Source organism: Luteimonas rhizosphaerae (assembly GCF_002849595.1).
Classification (GTDB): domain Bacteria; phylum Pseudomonadota; class Gammaproteobacteria; order Xanthomonadales; family Xanthomonadaceae; genus Luteimonas; species Luteimonas cellulosilyticus.
The window spans coordinates 1-16,233 of record NZ_NRQR01000003.1; the positions used below are offsets into that span (position 1 = coordinate 1).

Annotated in this window: 11 protein-coding genes and 1 tRNA gene; all 12 read left to right on the forward strand. The window is 64.8% G+C overall.

The genetic code is table 11. The features are described from left to right. The first annotated feature begins 173 nt into the window (after positions 1 to 173). Positions 174 to 249, forward strand: a tRNA-Trp gene (locus tag CJ022_RS01570). A gap of 81 nt (positions 250 to 330) precedes the next feature. After that, positions 331 to 711, forward strand: a complete 381-nt coding sequence (gene secE / locus CJ022_RS01575) for a preprotein translocase subunit SecE (RefSeq protein WP_101924961.1) — start codon at positions 331 to 333, stop codon at positions 709 to 711. 16 nt (positions 712 to 727) lie between these two features. Next, positions 728 to 1,300, forward strand: coding sequence for a transcription termination/antitermination protein NusG (gene nusG / locus CJ022_RS01580; protein WP_101924962.1), 573 nt, complete (start codon positions 728 to 730; stop codon positions 1,298 to 1,300). 199 nt (positions 1,301 to 1,499) lie between these two features. Next, on the forward strand, positions 1,500 to 1,928 hold the full coding sequence (gene rplK, locus CJ022_RS01585) for a 50S ribosomal protein L11 (RefSeq protein ID WP_101924963.1): 429 nt from the start codon (positions 1,500 to 1,502) through the stop codon (positions 1,926 to 1,928). A 4-nt stretch (positions 1,929 to 1,932) separates the two neighbouring features. Next, on the forward strand, positions 1,933 to 2,634 hold the full coding sequence (gene rplA / locus CJ022_RS01590; RefSeq protein ID WP_101924964.1) for a 50S ribosomal protein L1: 702 nt from the start codon (positions 1,933 to 1,935) through the stop codon (positions 2,632 to 2,634). A 377-nt stretch (positions 2,635 to 3,011) separates the two neighbouring features. Next, a complete protein-coding gene (rplJ, locus tag CJ022_RS01595) occupies positions 3,012 to 3,542 on the forward strand; it encodes a 50S ribosomal protein L10 (RefSeq protein ID WP_101924965.1) in 531 nt (176 codons plus the stop codon). Between the two features lie 57 nt (positions 3,543 to 3,599). Next, positions 3,600 to 3,971, forward strand: a complete 372-nt coding sequence (rplL, locus tag CJ022_RS01600) for a 50S ribosomal protein L7/L12 (RefSeq protein WP_101924966.1) — start codon at positions 3,600 to 3,602, stop codon at positions 3,969 to 3,971. Between the two features lie 238 nt (positions 3,972 to 4,209). Further along, entirely contained in the window at positions 4,210 to 8,343 is a 4,134-nt protein-coding gene (gene rpoB, locus CJ022_RS01605) for a DNA-directed RNA polymerase subunit beta (protein WP_101924967.1), read from the forward strand. 87 nt (positions 8,344 to 8,430) lie between these two features. Next, positions 8,431 to 12,690, forward strand: coding sequence for a DNA-directed RNA polymerase subunit beta' (gene rpoC, locus CJ022_RS01610; RefSeq protein WP_101924968.1), 4,260 nt, complete (start codon positions 8,431 to 8,433; stop codon positions 12,688 to 12,690). Between the two features lie 256 nt (positions 12,691 to 12,946). After that, positions 12,947 to 13,321, forward strand: a complete 375-nt coding sequence (rpsL, locus tag CJ022_RS01615) for a 30S ribosomal protein S12 (RefSeq protein ID WP_101924969.1) — start codon at positions 12,947 to 12,949, stop codon at positions 13,319 to 13,321. A 10-nt stretch (positions 13,322 to 13,331) separates the two neighbouring features. Next, positions 13,332 to 13,799: a 30S ribosomal protein S7 gene (rpsG, locus tag CJ022_RS01620; protein ID WP_101924970.1), complete on the forward strand. Its 468-nt coding sequence runs from the start codon at positions 13,332 to 13,334 to the stop codon at positions 13,797 to 13,799. A gap of 183 nt (positions 13,800 to 13,982) precedes the next feature. Next, on the forward strand, positions 13,983 to 16,070 hold the full coding sequence (gene fusA, locus CJ022_RS01625; RefSeq protein WP_101924971.1) for an elongation factor G: 2,088 nt from the start codon (positions 13,983 to 13,985) through the stop codon (positions 16,068 to 16,070). Positions 16,071 to 16,233: the final 163 nt, after the last annotated feature.

Consider the following 16,233-nt stretch of genomic DNA (forward strand, 5'->3'; position numbering starts at 1 on the left):
CGATCCGCGAAGGCGGCCGCACCGTCGGCGCCGGCGTCGTCGCCAAGATCATCAAGTAAGCAGTCGATGAGATGCCGGCGGCTTCGGCCGCCGGATGCGCGAACGGCGGACCGTCACCCGGATCCGCCTTCGCCGTTTCAGGGAGTCGTGGTTTTCGCCACGGGTCCATCCTTACGCCAGTAGCTCAATTGGCAGAGCAGCGGTCTCCAAAACCGCAGGTTGGGGGTTCGAGTCCCTCCTGGCGTGCCAAATCCGCGGATGCTTCCGCTAGAGCCGGGCCATGGCCCCGCTTTCCAACCGAGCAATCGCAATTCGATGAGTCGCCGGGATTTGAACACCAGAGTGGAGCAGTCGAAGTCGGCATCGTCGGCGGATCTCGCCAAGTACGCGGCCGCGGTCTTGCTGGTGGTGGCGGGGATCTTCGCCTTCTACTGGTTCGAAGCGCAGCTGGCGACGCCGGTGCGCAGCATCATCGTCGGCCTGTGTCTTGTCGGCGCGGTGGCGGTATTCCTGACGACCGGCAAGGGTCACCAGGCCCGGGAGTTCTTCTCGGAAACCCGCTTCGAGATGCGCAAGGTGGTCTGGCCGACCCGCCAGGAAGCGATCCGCCTGACCTGGGTGGTGATCATTGCGGTCATCGTCATCAGCCTGATGCTGGCGGGATTCGACAAGATCATCCAATGGGTCATCCGCTTCATCCTGCGGCAGTGACGGAGTAACGAGTCAGATGGAAACCGAAGGCGTCAAGCGCTGGTACGTGGTACATGCCTATTCCGGCTTCGAGAAGTCGGTGGCGCAGGCGCTGCGCGACCGCATCGTCCGGACCGGCATGGAAGAGCGCTTCGGCGACGTGCTGGTGCCGACCGAGGAAGTGATCGAGATGCGGTCCGGCCAGAAGCGCCGGTCCGAGCGCAAGTTCTTCCCCGGCTATGTGCTGGTCCAGATCCTGACCAGCGACGAAGGCGGCATTCCGCGGATGGATAGCGAAAGCTGGCATCTGGTCAAGGAAACCCCGAAGGTCATGGGCTTCATCGGCGGTACCGCGGCCAGCCCGCTGCCGATCCGCGACGAGGAGGCGGCCGCCATCCTCGACCGCGTGCAGGAAGGCGTCGAGAAGCCGCGCCCGAAGGTGCTGTTCGAGGCCGGCCAGATGGTCCGCGTCGTCGATGGTCCGTTCAACGACTTCAACGGCGTCGTCGAGGAAGTCAATTACGAAAAGAGCCGCCTGCGTGTCGCGGTGCTGATCTTCGGCCGCTCGACCCCGGTCGAGCTGGAGTTCGGGCAGGTCGAGAAGGCCTGATCCCGCTGCGCCGCCCGTATGTGACGGGCGCGCGAAACCCTGCTATAGTGCGCGGCTCACTGTCTGGTCAGCCGGGCACCCGCACAGGCCGCCGTATGGGCGGCCTTTCGCGCGGATGGACAACGTGAAGCCGGGACACGTGATTTTCCCGGCGCGATGGGGAGCCTGAGTCCAGGCGCTTGCACCCGGAGAAAAGCACATGGCGAAGAAAGTTGTCGGTTACATCAAGCTGCAGGTGAAGGCCGGTCAGGCCAACCCCTCGCCGCCCGTGGGTCCTGCGCTGGGTCAGCGCGGCCTCAACATCATGGAATTCTGCAAGGCGTTCAACGCAGCGACTTCCAAGCTCGAGCCGGGTCTGCCGACGCCCGTCATTATCACGGCCTATTCCGACCGTACGTTCACCTTCATCACCAAGAGCACGCCGGCATCGGTGCTGCTGAAGAAGGCGGCCGGCGTGGCATCGGGTTCCAAGCGTCCGAACACCGAGAAGGTGGGCAAGGTGACGCGCGCCCAGATCGAAGAGATCGCCAAGGCGAAGGAAGCCGACCTGACGGCGGCCGAGTTGGAAGCAGCAGTGCGCACCATCGCGGGTTCGGCCCGTTCGATGGGCCTGACGGTGGAGGGCTGAGACCATGGCACAGACCAAGCGACAGAAGAGCATCCAGGCTGCCGTGCAGCCGGGCAAGAGCTACGGCATCGATGACGCCCTGAAGATCGTCAAGGACAACAGCAGCGCGAAGTTCGCCGAAGCCGTGGATGTCGCCGTCCGCCTCGGCGTCGACGCGCGCAAGTCCGACCAGCAGGTGCGCGGTTCGACCGTGCTGCCCGCCGGTACTGGCAAGAGCGTCCGCGTCGCGGTGTTCGCGCCGGCCGGTGCCAAGGCCGACGAGGCCCTGGCGGCTGGCGCCGACGTCGTCGGCATGGATGACCTGGCCGAGAAGATGCAGGCCGGCGACATCAACTACGACGTCGTGATCGCGACGCCGGACGCCATGCGCGTCGTCGGCAAGCTCGGTACGGTCCTGGGCCCGCGCGGCCTGATGCCGAACCCGAAGGTCGGCACCGTGTCGGCGAATCCGGGCGAAGCGGTCAAGAACGCCAAGGGCGGTCAGGTCCGGTACCGGACCGACAAGGCCGGCATCATCCACTGCACGATCGGCAAGGCCGACTTCGACGCGGACAAGCTGAAGGAAAACCTGCAGGCGCTGCTCGCCGACCTGGTCAAGGCCAAGCCGGCCACCGCCAAGGGCCAGTACCTGCAGAAGGTTTCGCTGAGCTCGACGATGGGCCCGGGCGTGATCGTCGACCAGTCGACGCTGACCCTCGCGCGCTGATCGACACGTTTTGAGCGCGTCGTCCCGGATCCGGGGCGATGCGTTTTTGGGGGCTACGCGACGGACCTCGAGTCCAGCGCGGCGCCGTCAAAGACCGCAGGCGCGGTCGACATCGCGGTGGCGACGGGCAGGGATGCTCGAACTGGCAGGGAATCGCCGCTACCGAGGATCGAGACCGCTTAATCCCGAGGTGCTTGCACCGAAAGGCCTGCGTAGATGGTGATGCCTTTTCGATGTTTTCTGGTCGGACCCAGGTCCTGCCAGGCAGAAAGGCCACCACCGGGATGCTCCGTGCATCCCCGGCCTCCAGGGACGGGAGCCGCTCAGGACCGCAAGCGGCAGGAGCCGTGAGCGGAGTTCACAATGAGGAGTGAGTAATGGCTCTCAATCTGTCTCAGAAGCAGGAAGTTGTCGCCGAGCTGGCAGAAGTCGCCGCAAACGCGCATTCCCTGATCGCTGTCGAGTACTTGGGCACCACGGTCGGCCAGATGACCGCGATGCGCAAGAAGGCGCGTGAGACCGGTGTGTACTTGCGTGTTGTCAAGAACACCCTGGCCGCACGCGCTGTGGCGGGAACCGAATACGAGTGCACCAAGGACTCGTTGGTCGGCCCGCTGCTGTATGCGTTCTCGACCGAGGAGCCCGGCGCTGCCGGTCGCCTGATCAAGGAATTCGCCAAGACCAACGACAAGCTGCAGCCCAAGGTCGTCGCCGTCGGTGGCCAGCTGTACCCGGCCAGCCACGTGGACGTCCTGGCATCGCTGCCGACGCTCGACCAGGCCCTGGCCATGGTCGCTCGTGCCCTCGCAGAACCCGCCTCGATGTTCGCCCGTGCCGTCAAGGCCGTGGCCGACCAGCAGGGCGGTGGCGAGGAAGCGCCTGCGGAAGCAGCGGCCGAAACGGCTTAAGTCCGACTTGTCGGCGCAACGAACCCTATCCCAGAACATTTTCCAAAGGTAATCACAATGTCCCTTACCAACGAACAGATCGTCGACGCGATCGCCGAAAAGTCCCTGATGGAAGTGATGGAGCTGGTCAAGGCCATCGAAGAGAAGTTCGGCGTCTCCGCCGCTGCTCCGGTCGCCGCGGCCGCTGCTGCCGGCCCGGCTGCCGCTGTCGAAGAGCAGACCGAGTTCACCGTCGTCCTGAAGGCTGCCGGCGAGAAGAAGGTCGAGGTCATCAAGGTCGTCCGCGCCGTCACCGGCCTGGGCCTCAAGGAAGCCAAGGACCTGGTCGAAGGCGCACCGAAGGAAGTCAAGGAAGGCGCCACGAAGGAAGAAGCCGAGAAGATCAAGAAGGATCTCGAGACTGCTGGCGCGTCCGTCGAAATCAAGTAAGCGGCACCTTGGCATCGCAGCACATGCTTGCGATGCACCAGGGCCGGGGGCGAAAGCCCCCGGCCTTTGGTCGTTCCCGAACCACCGGGACCGGCCCTGACAACTGACGTAGTTGGCAGTGGGTAGTAGCGGGAGAAGGCGTGCTGGTGCCGGCAATACCAGCGACTACCCAGTGGCAGCTTCATGTTCCCCCGGATCGCGACGCGATCCGCATCAATGACCCGAGGCGGTACTCCCCATGACGACGTCCCAGCTCCAGTCAAGCTACTCGTTCACCGAGAAGAAGCGCATCCGCAAGAACTTCGGCAAGCGCCGGCAGATTCTCGAGGTGCCCTTCCTGCTTGCCATCCAGGTCGACTCCTATCGTGAGTTCCTGCAGGCCGACCGCGATCCCGCCAAGCGCGAGGACCGTGGCCTGCACGCCGCGCTGAAGTCGGTCTTCCCGATCGTCAGCTACAACGGCTACGCCGCACTCGAATACGTCGGCTACAAGCTCGGCGAGCCCGTGTTCGACGAGCGCGAATGCCGCAACCGTGGCCTGAGCTACGGCGCTCCGTTGCGCGTGACCGTGCGCCTGGTGATCTACGACCGCGAGTCGTCGAACAAGGCGATCAAGTACGTGAAGGAGCAGGAGGTCTACATGGGCGAGATCCCGCTCATGACCGAGAACGGCACCTTCATCATCAACGGCACCGAGCGCGTCATCGTCTCGCAGCTGCACCGTTCGCCCGGCGTGTTCTTCGACCACGACCGCGGCAAGACCCACAGCTCGGGCAAGCTGCTGTACTCGGCGCGCATCATCCCGTACCGCGGTTCGTGGCTCGACTTCGAGTTCGACCCCAAGGACGCGCTGTTCACCCGTATCGACCGTCGTCGCAAGCTGCCGGTGTCGGTGCTGCTGCGCGCGCTCGGCTACAACAACGAAGAGATGCTCAACGAGTTCTTCGACATCAACAGCTACCACATCCTGCCGGAAGGCGAGGGCGTGCAGCTCGAGCTGGTGTCGGAGCGTCTGCGCGGCGAGACCCTGAACTTCGACCTGGTCGATGGCGACAAGGTCATCGTCGAGGCCGGCAAGCGCATCACCGCGCGCCACGTCAAGCAGCTCGAGGCCGCCGGCATCACCGCGCTGGCTGTGCCGGACGACTACATGGTTGGCCAGATCCTGTCGCACGACGTCATCGACCCGGCAACCGGTGAGCTGGTCGCGACCGCGAACGACGAGATCACGCTCGAGACCCTCGAGGCGCTGCGCAAGGCGTCGATCGAAACCATCGGCACGATCTGGGTCAACGACCTGGACCGTGGTCCGTACCTGTCCAACACCCTGCGCATCGATTCGACCAAGACGCAGCTCGATGCGCTGGTCGAGATCTACCAGAACCTGTTCCACAACCTGTTCTTCACGTTCGAGCGCTACGACGTCTCCGGCGTCGGCCGCATGAAGTTCAACCGCCGCATCGGCCGCAAGGAAGTCACCGGCGCCTCGGTGCTCTACGACGCGCGCTACTTCGCCGAGCGCAAGGACGAGGATTCGGTCCGCCTGCGCGAAGAGTTCGGCCAGACGTCGGACATCCTCGACGTCATCAAGGTGCTGACCGAGATCCGCAACGGTCGCGGCGTCGTCGACGACATCGACCACCTCGGCAACCGCCGCGTGCGTTCGGTCGGTGAAATGGCCGAGAACGTCTTCCGCGTGGGCCTGGTCCGCGTCGAGCGTGCCGTGCGCGAGCGCCTGACGATGGCCGAGGCCGATGGCCTGACCCCGCAGGAGCTGATCAACGCCAAGCCGGTCGCGGCGGCGGTCAAGGAATTCTTCGGCTCCTCGCAGCTGTCGCAGTTCATGGACCAGAACAATCCGCTGTCGGAAGTCACGCACAAGCGTCGCGTCTCGGCCCTCGGCCCGGGCGGCCTGACCCGCGAGCGCGCCGGCTTCGAAGTGCGCGACGTGCATCCCACGCACTACGGCCGCGTCTGCACCATCGAAACCCCGGAAGGCCCGAACATCGGCCTGATCAACTCGCTGGCCGTGTTCGCGCGCACCAACAAGTACGGCTTCCTCGAGACGCCGTACCGCAAGGTCGTGGACAGCCGCGTCACCGACGAGATCGAGTACCTGTCGGCGATCGAAGAGAACGACTACGTCATCGCCCAGGCCAATGCGGTCCAGGACGACAAGGGCACGATGACCCAGCAGTTCGTCGACTGCCGTTACCAGGGCGAGTCGCTGCTCAAGCCGCCGGCCGAGATCCACTTCATGGACGTCTCGCCGATGCAGACCGTGTCGGTCGCCGCGGCGCTGGTCCCGTTCCTCGAGCACGATGACGCGAACCGCGCACTGATGGGCGCCAACATGCAGCGCCAGGCGGTGCCGACGCTGCGTGCGCAGAAGCCGCTGGTCGGTACCGGCATCGAGCGCGCCGTGGCGCGCGACTCGGGCGTGACCGTCAACGCCCGCCGTGGCGGCATGATCGAGCAGATCGATGCCGGCCGTGTCGTGGTCAAAGTCAATGAAGAGGAGATCTCCGGCGAGCACGATGCCGGCGTCGACATCTACAACCTGATCAAGTACACGCGCTCCAACCAGAACACCTGCATCAACCAGCGCCCGCTGGTCAACGTGGGCGACGTCGTCGCGCGCGGCGACGTGCTGGCCGACGGCCCGTCGACCGACATCGGCGAGCTGGCCCTGGGCCAGAACATGCTGGTCGCGTTCATGCCGTGGAACGGCTACAACTTCGAGGACTCGATCCTGCTGTCGGAGCGGGTCGTCAAGGAAGACCGTTACACGACGATCCACATCGAGGAGCTGACCGCGGTCGCCCGCGACACGAAGCTGGGGCCGGAGGAGATCTCCGCCGACATCCCGAACGTGTCCGAGAACGCGCTCAACCGCCTCGACGAATCCGGCGTGGTGTACATCGGTGCGGAAGTCCGCGCCGGCGACATCCTGGTCGGCAAGGTCACGCCGAAGGGCGAGAGCCAGCTGACCCCGGAAGAGAAGCTGCTGCGCGCGATCTTCGGTGAGAAGGCGTCGGACGTGAAGGACAGCTCGCTGCGCGTGCCGCCCGGTATGGACGGCACCGTCATCGACGTGCAGGTCTTCACCCGTGACGGCATCGAGAAGGACAAGCGCGCCAAGCAGATCGAGGAATCCGAGATCAAGCGCGTCAAGAAGGACTTCGACGACCAGTTCCGCATCCTGGAATCGGCGATCTACGCGCGCCTGCGCACCCAGATCCAGGGCAAGACCGCCAACGGCGGCCCGGGCCTGAAGAAGGGCGACACGGTCAGCTCGCTGGTGCTCGACGGCCTGAAGAAGTCCGACTGGTTCCAGATCCGCATGAAGGACGAGGACGCGGCCGACGCGATCGAGCGCGCGCAGAAGCAGATCGACGTCCACCAGAAGGAATTCGAGAAGCGCTTCGCCGACAAGCGCGGCAAGATCACCCAGGGCGACGACCTCGCTCCGGGCGTGCTGAAGATGGTCAAGGTCTATCTGGCCGTGAAGCGCCGCATCCAGCCGGGCGACAAGATGGCCGGCCGTCACGGCAACAAGGGTGTGGTCTCGACCATCGTGCCCGTGCAGGACATGCCGTACATGGCGAACGGCAATACCGTCGACATCGTGCTCAACCCGCTGGGCGTGCCCTCGCGTATGAACATCGGCCAGATCCTCGAAGTCCACCTCGGCCTCGCGGCCAAGGGCCTGGGCGAGAAGATCCAGCGGATGCTCGACGCGCAGGCGAAGATCGCGGACCTGCGCAAGTTCCTCGACCAGATCTACAACAACGACAACGCGGTGACGAGCCAGCGCGTCGATCTCACGCAGTTCACCGACGAGGAACTGCTGACGCTCGCCCGCAACCTCACCGACGGCGTGCCGATGGCCACCCCGGTGTTCGACGGCGCGGCGGAATCGGAGATCAAGGCGATGCTGGAACTGGCGGACCTCCCGACCAGCGGCCAGACCCGCCTGTTCGATGGTCGCACCGGCGATGCGTTCGAGCGCGAAGTGACCGTGGGCTACATGCACATGCTCAAGCTCAACCATCTGGTCGACGACAAGATGCACGCGCGTTCGACCGGTCCGTACTCGCTCGTCACCCAGCAGCCGCTGGGCGGCAAGGCGCAGTTCGGCGGTCAGCGCTTCGGTGAGATGGAAGTCTGGGCGCTGGAAGCCTACGGCGCGGCCTACACCCTGCAGGAAATGCTGACGGTGAAGTCCGACGACGTGCAGGGCCGCAACCAGATGTACAAGAACATCGTCGACGGCGAGCACGAGATGGTCGCCGGCATGCCGGAGTCGTTCAACGTGCTGGTCAAGGAAATCCGTTCGCTGGCGATCAACATGGAGCTGGAGGAGCACTGAGGCAGGGAGCAGGCGCGCGGCGCGTGATCGTGCTGCGCGCCGCAACGACGCATCCCCACCCAGGTTCCCCATTCCCGGAGTAAACACATGAAAGACCTGCTCAATCTCTTCAACCAGGCGCGTCAGATCCCGGATTTCGACGCGATCAAGATCGCGCTCGCCTCGCCGGACCTGATCCGTTCGTGGTCGTTCGGCGAAGTGAAGAAGCCCGAGACGATCAACTACCGCACCTTCAAGCCCGAACGCGACGGCCTGTTCTGCGCCGCGATCTTCGGCCCGATCAAGGACTACGAGTGCCTGTGCGGCAAGTACAAGCGCATGAAGCACCGTGGCGTGGTCTGCGAGAAGTGCGGCACCGAAGTCACGCTGGCCAAGGTGCGCCGCGAGCGCATGGGCCACATCGACCTGGCGTCGCCGGTCGCGCACATTTGGTTCCTCAAGTCGCTGCCGTCGCGCATCGGCCTGATGCTGGACATGACCCTGCGTGACATCGAGCGCATCCTGTACTTCGAGGCGTTCGTCGTCACGGAACCGGGCCTGACCCCGATGGAGCGCAGCCAGCTGCTCAACGAAGAGCAGTACCTGCAGATGCGCCAGGAACACGGCGACGACTTCGACGCCGCGATGGGCGCCGAGGCGGTCTTCGACCTGCTGCGCACGATCGACCTGCAGGCCGAGATGGCCCGCCTCAAGGAAGAGATCGCCGCCACCGGTTCGGAGACCAAGCTCAAGCGTCTGACCAAGCGGATCAAGCTGGTCGAGGCCTTCATCGAGTCGGGCAACCGCCCCGAGTGGATGATCATGACCGTGCTGCCGGTGCTGCCGCCGGACCTGCGTCCGCTGGTGCCGCTGGACGGTGGCCGCTTCGCGACGTCGGATCTCAACGACCTGTACCGCCGCGTCATCAACCGCAACAACCGCCTGCGTCGCCTGCTCGAACTCAATGCACCCGACATCATCGTGCGCAACGAAAAGCGCATGCTGCAGGAATCGGTCGATGCGCTGATGGACAACGGCCGTCGCGGCCGTGCCATCACCGGTACCAACAAGCGCCCGCTCAAGTCGCTCGCCGACATGATCAAGGGCAAGCAGGGTCGCTTCCGCCAGAACCTGCTGGGCAAGCGCGTCGACTACTCGGGCCGTTCGGTCATCGTGGTCGGCCCGACGCTGCGCCTGCACGAGTGCGGCCTGCCGAAGAAGATGGCGCTGGAGCTGTTCAAGCCCTTCATCTTCGCCAAGCTGCAGCGCCGTGGCCTGGCCACGACGATCAAGGCCGCCAAGAAGCTGGTCGAGCGCGAAGAGGCCGAGGTGTGGGACATCCTCGAAGAAGTGATCCGCGAGCATCCGGTCATGCTCAACCGTGCGCCGACCCTGCATCGCCTCGGCATCCAGGCGTTCGAGCCGGTGCTGATCGAAGGCAAGGCGATCCAGCTGCATCCGCTGGTCTGTACCGCGTTCAACGCCGACTTCGACGGTGACCAGATGGCGGTCCACGTGCCGCTGAGCCTGGAAGCCCAGCTCGAAGCGCGTGCGCTGATGATGGCGTCGAACAACATCCTGTCGCCGGCCAACGGCGAGCCGATCATCGTGCCGTCGCAGGACGTCGTGCTGGGTCTGTACTACATGACCCGTGCGCTGGAGAACATGCCGGGTGAAGGCATGATCTTCGCGAACATCGCCGAAGTCCGTCGCGCCTACGACAACAAGGCCGCCGGCCTGCACGCCAAGATCAAGGTCCGCATCCAGCAGACCGTGATCGGCGAGGACGGCTCGCGCGAGAAGGTGACCTCGATCGTCGAGACGAGCGTGGGTCGCGCGCTGCTGCTCGAGATCATGCCCGACGGCCTGCCGTTCGAGCTGGCCAACGTCGAACTCAACAAGAAGAACATCAGCCGCCTGATCAATGCCTGCTACCGCCGTCTGGGCCTGAAGGACACGGTCGTGTTCGCCGACAAGCTGATGTACACCGGCTTCGGCAACGCGACGCGTGCCGGCGTGTCGATCGGCATCAACGACATGACCATCCCGTCGGAGAAGAAGGGCATCCTGGCCGAGGCCGAGACCGAGGTGCTGGAGATCCAGCAGCAGTACCAGTCGGGTCTGGTCACCGCCGGCGAGCGTTACAACAAGGTCGTCGACATCTGGTCGCGCACGAACGAGCGCATCGCCAAGGCGATGATGGACACCATCGGCACCGAGAAGGTCCTCAACGCCAAGGGCGAGACGATCGACCAGAAGTCGATGAACTCGCTCTACATCATGGCCGACTCCGGTGCGCGTGGTTCGCAGGCGCAGATCCGCCAGCTGGCCGGTATGCGCGGCCTGATGGCCAAGCCGGACGGCTCGATCATCGAGACGCCGATCATCGCGAACTTCCGAGAAGGCCTGAACGTGCAGGAGTACTTCAACTCCACGCACGGTGCCCGTAAGGGTCTGGCCGATACCGCGCTCAAGACCGCGAACTCCGGTTACCTGACCCGTCGCCTCGTCGACGTGGCCCAGGACGTCGTGATCACGGAAGTCGACTGCGGCACGCTCGACGGCCTGATGATGACGCCGATCGTCGAAGGCGGCGACGTCGTCGAACCGCTGCGCGACCGCGTGCTGGGTCGCGTCGTGGCCGAGGACGTGTTCCTGCCGGGCGACGACGAGGATCCGATCGTGACCCGCAACACGCTGCTCGACGAGCAGTGGGTGCAGAAGCTCGAAGACGCCGGCGTGCAGGCGATCAAGGTGCGTTCGACGATCACCTGCGAGAGCGGCTTCGGCGTGTGCTCGAGCTGCTACGGACGTGCCCTCGGCCGCGGCCACCGGGTCAACCAGGGCGAGGCCGTCGGCGTCGTCGCTGCGCAGTCGATCGGCGAGCCGGGCGCCCAGCTGACGATGCGGACGTTCCATATCGGTGGTGCGGCGTCGCGTGCGGCCGCCATCGACAACGTGACCGTCAAGACCACGGGCTCGATCAAGTTCAACAACCTCAAGTTCGTCACCCATGCGGGCGGCAGCCTGGTCGCGGTCTCGCGTTCGGGCGAACTCTCGGTGCTCGACGGCCACGGCCGCGAGCGCGAGCGCTACAAGCTGCCCTACGGCGCGACCATCACCGTCAACGACGGCGATGCGATCAAGGCCGGACAGACCGTGGCGAACTGGGATCCGCACAACCACCCGATCGTGTCGGAAGTGGCGGGCTTCATCCGCTTCGTCGATTTCGTCGACGGCATCACCGTCATCGAGAAGACCGACGACCTGACCGGCCTGGCGTCGCGCGAGATCACCGATCCCAAGCGTCGTGGCTCGATGGGCAAGGACCTGCGGCCGATCGTGCGCATCGTCGACAAGAAGGGCGAGGATCTCAGCATCCCCGGTACCGACCTGCCGGCGCAGTACCTGCTGCCGCCGCGCTCCATCGTCAACCTGCAGGACGGCGATGCCGTCGGCGTGGGCGACGTGGTCACCAAGGTGCCGCAGGAAGCGTCGAAGACCCGCGACATCACCGGTGGTCTGCCGCGCGTGGCCGACCTGTTCGAAGCGCGCAAGCCCAAGGACCAGGCGATCCTCGCCGAGATCTCGGGCATCGTCAGCTTCGGCAAGGACACCAAGGGCAAGCAGCGCCTGATCATCAAGGGCCTGGACGGCGTGGATCACGAAGAGCTGATCCCGAAGTACCGCCAGATCATCGTGTTCGAGGGTGAGCACGTCGAGAAGGGCGAGACGGTCGTCGACGGCGAGCCGAGCCCGCAGGACATCCTGCGTCTGAAGGGCGTCGAGGAGCTGGCGTCGTACCTGACCAAGGAAATCCAGGACGTCTATCGCCTGCAGGGCGTGAAGATCAACGACAAGCACATCGAAGTGATCGTCCGCCAGATGCTGCGCAAGGTCGAAATCACCGACCAGGGCGACAGCCGTTTCCTCAATGGCGAACAGGCCGAGCGCCAGCGCGTGATCGAGGACAACGTCAAGCTGCTCGCCAAGAGCGAGTTGCCGGCGAAGTACGATCCGGTGCTGCTGGGCATCACCAAGGCGTCACTCGCGACCGAGTCGTTCATTTCGGCCGCGTCGTTCCAGGAGACCACCCGCGTGTTGACCGAGGCGGCCGTCCGCGGCACGCGCGACAGCCTGCGCGGTCTCAAGGAGAACGTCATCGTGGGTCGCCTGATTCCGGCCGGTACCGGCCTGGCGTACCACACCAAGCGCCGCCGGGCGGCGTCGGGCCTGACGGACTCCGAGATGGACGCGCTGTCGGGAAGCTCCCCGCTGGCCGACGACAGCGCGCCGGTCGAGGCGTTGCCGGAGCAGGTCATGCTGGAAGGCACGTCCGCCGCTGACCCCGACGGCGACACGCGGTAAGATAGGTGATTCATGGCGGTCCTTCAGGACCGCCCAGACTCCGAAATGAGGCGCAGGACGCGGCTCGTATTCGGTCCAGGACGGACGGGAAGGGTGTCATGTCGGGCTTGTGCCACGCAGTGGCCGGCCGGCGGCGGTAGCAGCTCGCGTTGACGTATTCCGTCGGCGCGGGCTATACTTTTTCGTCTGGCAGACGGGTTTCCGTCTGTCTTCGTTTTCACCGGGCCCCGGCCCGTAACCACAGAACCCGAAACTGATGGCAACGATCAACCAGCTGGTGCGGAAGCCGCGCAGCCCCGAAACCTACAAGAGCACTTCGCCCGCGCTGGCGAACTGCCCGCAGCGCCGTGGCGTCTGCACCCGCGTGTACACCACGACCCCGAAGAAGCCGAACTCGGCGCTTCGCAAGGTCGCCAAGGTGCGTCTGACCAACGGCTACGAGGTCATCTCGTACATCGGTGGCGAAGGCCACAACCTGCAGGAGCACTCCGTGGTCCTGATCCGTGGCGGCCGTGTCAAGGATCTGCCGGGTGTGCGTTACCACACCGTCCGCGGTTCGCTCGACGCGTCCGGCGTCGCGAAGCGTAAGCAGAGCCGTTCGAAGTACGGCACCAAGCGCCCGAAGGGTTGAGGAATAGACAATGTCGCGTAAAGGAAACACCCCGCAGCGTTCGGTGCTGCCCGATCCGAAGCACAACAGCGACACGATCGCGCGCTTCATCAACATGGTCATGAAGAGCGGCAAGAAGTCCATCGCCGAGAAGATCGTGTACGGCGCAATGGACGTGATCGGCGAGAAGAACGGCAACGCGCTGGAGCTGGTCGAGAAAGCGCTGGGCAACATCTCGCCGACCGTCGAGGTCAAGTCGCGTCGTGTCGGTGGCGCCACGTACCAGGTGCCGGTCGAAGTGCGCGCGTCGCGTCGCATGGCGCTGGCGATGCGCTGGTTGATCGAGTCGGCGCGCAAGCGCGGCGAGAACACCATGCCGCGCAAGCTGGCCGCCGAGCTGATCGACGCGTCCGAGAACCGTGGCGGCGCGATCAAGAAGCGCGAAGAAACGCACCGCATGGCGGAAGCCAACAAGGCGTTCGCGCACTACCGCTGGTAAGCGGATCCCGCGGGCGCCGGTTGAATCCGGCGTCCGTCGGCACCATTTCGGTGCCACCCGCGGCCCTCGTGCCGCACGCAGGACTCGATCGCCGCCGCAAGGCGGCATTCGTCCATTCAAGCGATTCCATCGCGCACGTTCCCCGCTGCTTCGGAACGTCGCCATCCAATACGAGAGACTGACGTGGCTCGCACGACTCCCATCGAACGCTACCGCAACTTCGGCATCATGGCCCACATCGATGCCGGCAAGACCACGACTTCCGAGCGCATCCTGTTCTACACCGGCGTCAGCCACAAGATCGGTGAAGTGCACGATGGCGCCGCCACCATGGACTGGATGGAGCAGGAGCAGGAACGCGGCATCACCATCACCTCGGCGGCCACCACGGCGTTCTGGAAGGGCATGGACAAGTCGCTGCCCGAGCACCGCTTCAACATCATCGACACCCCCGGCCACGTCGACTTCACGATCGAAGTCGAGCGCTCCTTGCGCGTGCTCGACGGCGCGGTGTTCGTGCTGTGCGCGGTCGGTGGCGTGCAGCCGCAGTCCGAGACCGTGTGGCGCCAGGCCAACAAGTACCAGGTGCCGCGCCTCGCGTTCGTCAACAAGATGGACCGCACTGGCGCGAACTTCGACAAGGTCGTCGACCAGCTGAAGGCCCGTCTGGGCGCCTATGCCGTGCCGATGCAGGTGCCGATCGGTGCCGAAGACGGCTTCGAGGGCGTTGTCGATCTGCTCAAGATGAAGGCGATCCACTGGGACACCGCGTCGCAGGGCACGGTGTTCGAGTACCGCGACATCCCGGCCGACCTCGTCGAGAAGTCCAACGCCGCGCGCAGCTTCATGGTCGAGGCTGCGGCCGAGGCCAGTGAAGCGCTGATGGACAAGTACCTCAACGACGGTGAGCTGACCGAGGAAGAGATCATCGCCGGCCTGCGCGAGCGCACGCTGAAGGTGGAAGTCATTCCGGTGTTCTGTGGTACCGCGTTCAAGAACAAGGGCGTCCAGGCGATGCTCGACGGCGTGATCCAGCTGCTGCCGTCGCCGTCGGATCGTCCGCCGGTGCAGGGCATCGACGACGACGAGAAGGAAGACAGCCGCAAGGCGCTGGATTCCGAGCCGTTCTCGGCGCTGGCCTTCAAGATCATGACGGATCCGTTCGTGGGTTCGCTGACGTTCTTCCGCGTCTATTCGGGCACGCTCAACTCCGGCGACCAGGTCTACAACCCGGTCAAGTCGAAGAAGGAGCGCGTGGGTCGCATCCTGCAGATGCACTCCAACAACCGCGAAGAGATCAAGGAAGTGCGTGCGGGCGACATCGCCGCGGCTGTCGGCCTGAAGGATGTGACCACCGGCGACACGCTGTGCGCGCAGGACCACATCATCACCCTCGAGCGCATGGTGTTCCCGGAGCCCGTCATCTCGATGGCGGTCGAGCCGAAGACCAAGTCGGACCAGGAAAAGATGGGTCTGGCGCTGGGTCGTCTGGCGCAGGAAGACCCGTCGTTCCGCGTGCGGACCGACGAGGAATCCGGCCAGACGATCATCGCCGGCATGGGCGAGCTGCATCTCGACATCCTCGTGGACCGCATGAAGCGCGAGTTCAACGTCGAGGCCAACGTCGGCAAGCCGCAGGTCGCCTATCGCGAAACCATCCGCAAGGCGGTCAAGGCCGAAGGCAAGTTCGTGCGCCAGTCCGGTGGTAAGGGCCAGTTCGGCCACGTGTGGCTCGAGATCGAGCCGCAGGAGCGCGGCCTGGGCTACACGTTCGAGAACGCCATCGTCGGCGGTGTCGTGCCGAAGGAATACATCCCGGCGGTCGACAAGGGCATCCAGGAAGCGGTGGCGAACGGCCTGATGGCCGGTTACCCCATCGTGGACGTCAAGGTGAAGCTGGTCGACGGTTCTTACCACGAAGTCGACTCCTCGGAAATGGCGTTCAAGATTGCCGGCTCCATGGGCTTCAAGGAAGGTTTCCACCGCGCCAGCCCGGTGCTGCTGGAGCCGATCATGAAGGTCGAGATCGTGACGCCGGAGGATTACCTCGGTGACGTGATGGGCGACGTCAGTCGTCGTCGCGGCATCCTGCAGGGTTCCGACGACACGCCGTCGGGCAAGGTCATCAACGCGATGCTGCCGCTGGGCGAGATGTTTGGCTACGCGACGACGCTGCGTTCGATGTCCCAGGGCCGTGCGACGTTCACGATGGAATTCGATCACTACGCCGAGGCCCCGGCCAACATCGCCGAGACCGTCACCAAGAAGTAATGCATCCGGGATTGGGGGTGCGAGCTCGACGTCCGCCTTGCGGACGTCGGCGCCCCGGATCCCCAATCTCCAATCCCGAATCAGAAATTTGAGGCAACGACAATGGCAAAGGGTAAGTTCGAGCGCACCAAGCCCCACGTGAACGTGGGCACGATTGGTCACG

Excerpts from the sequence above, each read along its gene's own strand:
- rpoB (WP_101924967.1), top strand. The coding sequence starts at position 4,210 with ATGACGACGTCCCAGCTCCAGTCAAGCTACTCGTTCACCGAGAAGAAG.
- rpoC (WP_101924968.1), top strand. The coding sequence starts at position 8,431 with ATGAAAGACCTGCTCAATCTCTTCAACCAGGCGCGTCAGATCCCGGAT.
- rplJ (WP_101924965.1), top strand. The coding sequence starts at position 3,012 with ATGGCTCTCAATCTGTCTCAGAAGCAGGAAGTTGTCGCCGAGCTGGCA.
- rpsG (WP_101924970.1), top strand. The coding sequence starts at position 13,332 with ATGTCGCGTAAAGGAAACACCCCGCAGCGTTCGGTGCTGCCCGATCCG.
- rplA (WP_101924964.1), top strand. The coding sequence starts at position 1,933 with ATGGCACAGACCAAGCGACAGAAGAGCATCCAGGCTGCCGTGCAGCCG.
- rplK (WP_101924963.1), top strand. The coding sequence starts at position 1,500 with ATGGCGAAGAAAGTTGTCGGTTACATCAAGCTGCAGGTGAAGGCCGGT.
- rplL (WP_101924966.1), top strand. The coding sequence starts at position 3,600 with ATGTCCCTTACCAACGAACAGATCGTCGACGCGATCGCCGAAAAGTCC.
- rpsL (WP_101924969.1), top strand. The coding sequence starts at position 12,947 with ATGGCAACGATCAACCAGCTGGTGCGGAAGCCGCGCAGCCCCGAAACC.
- nusG (WP_101924962.1), top strand. The coding sequence starts at position 728 with ATGGAAACCGAAGGCGTCAAGCGCTGGTACGTGGTACATGCCTATTCC.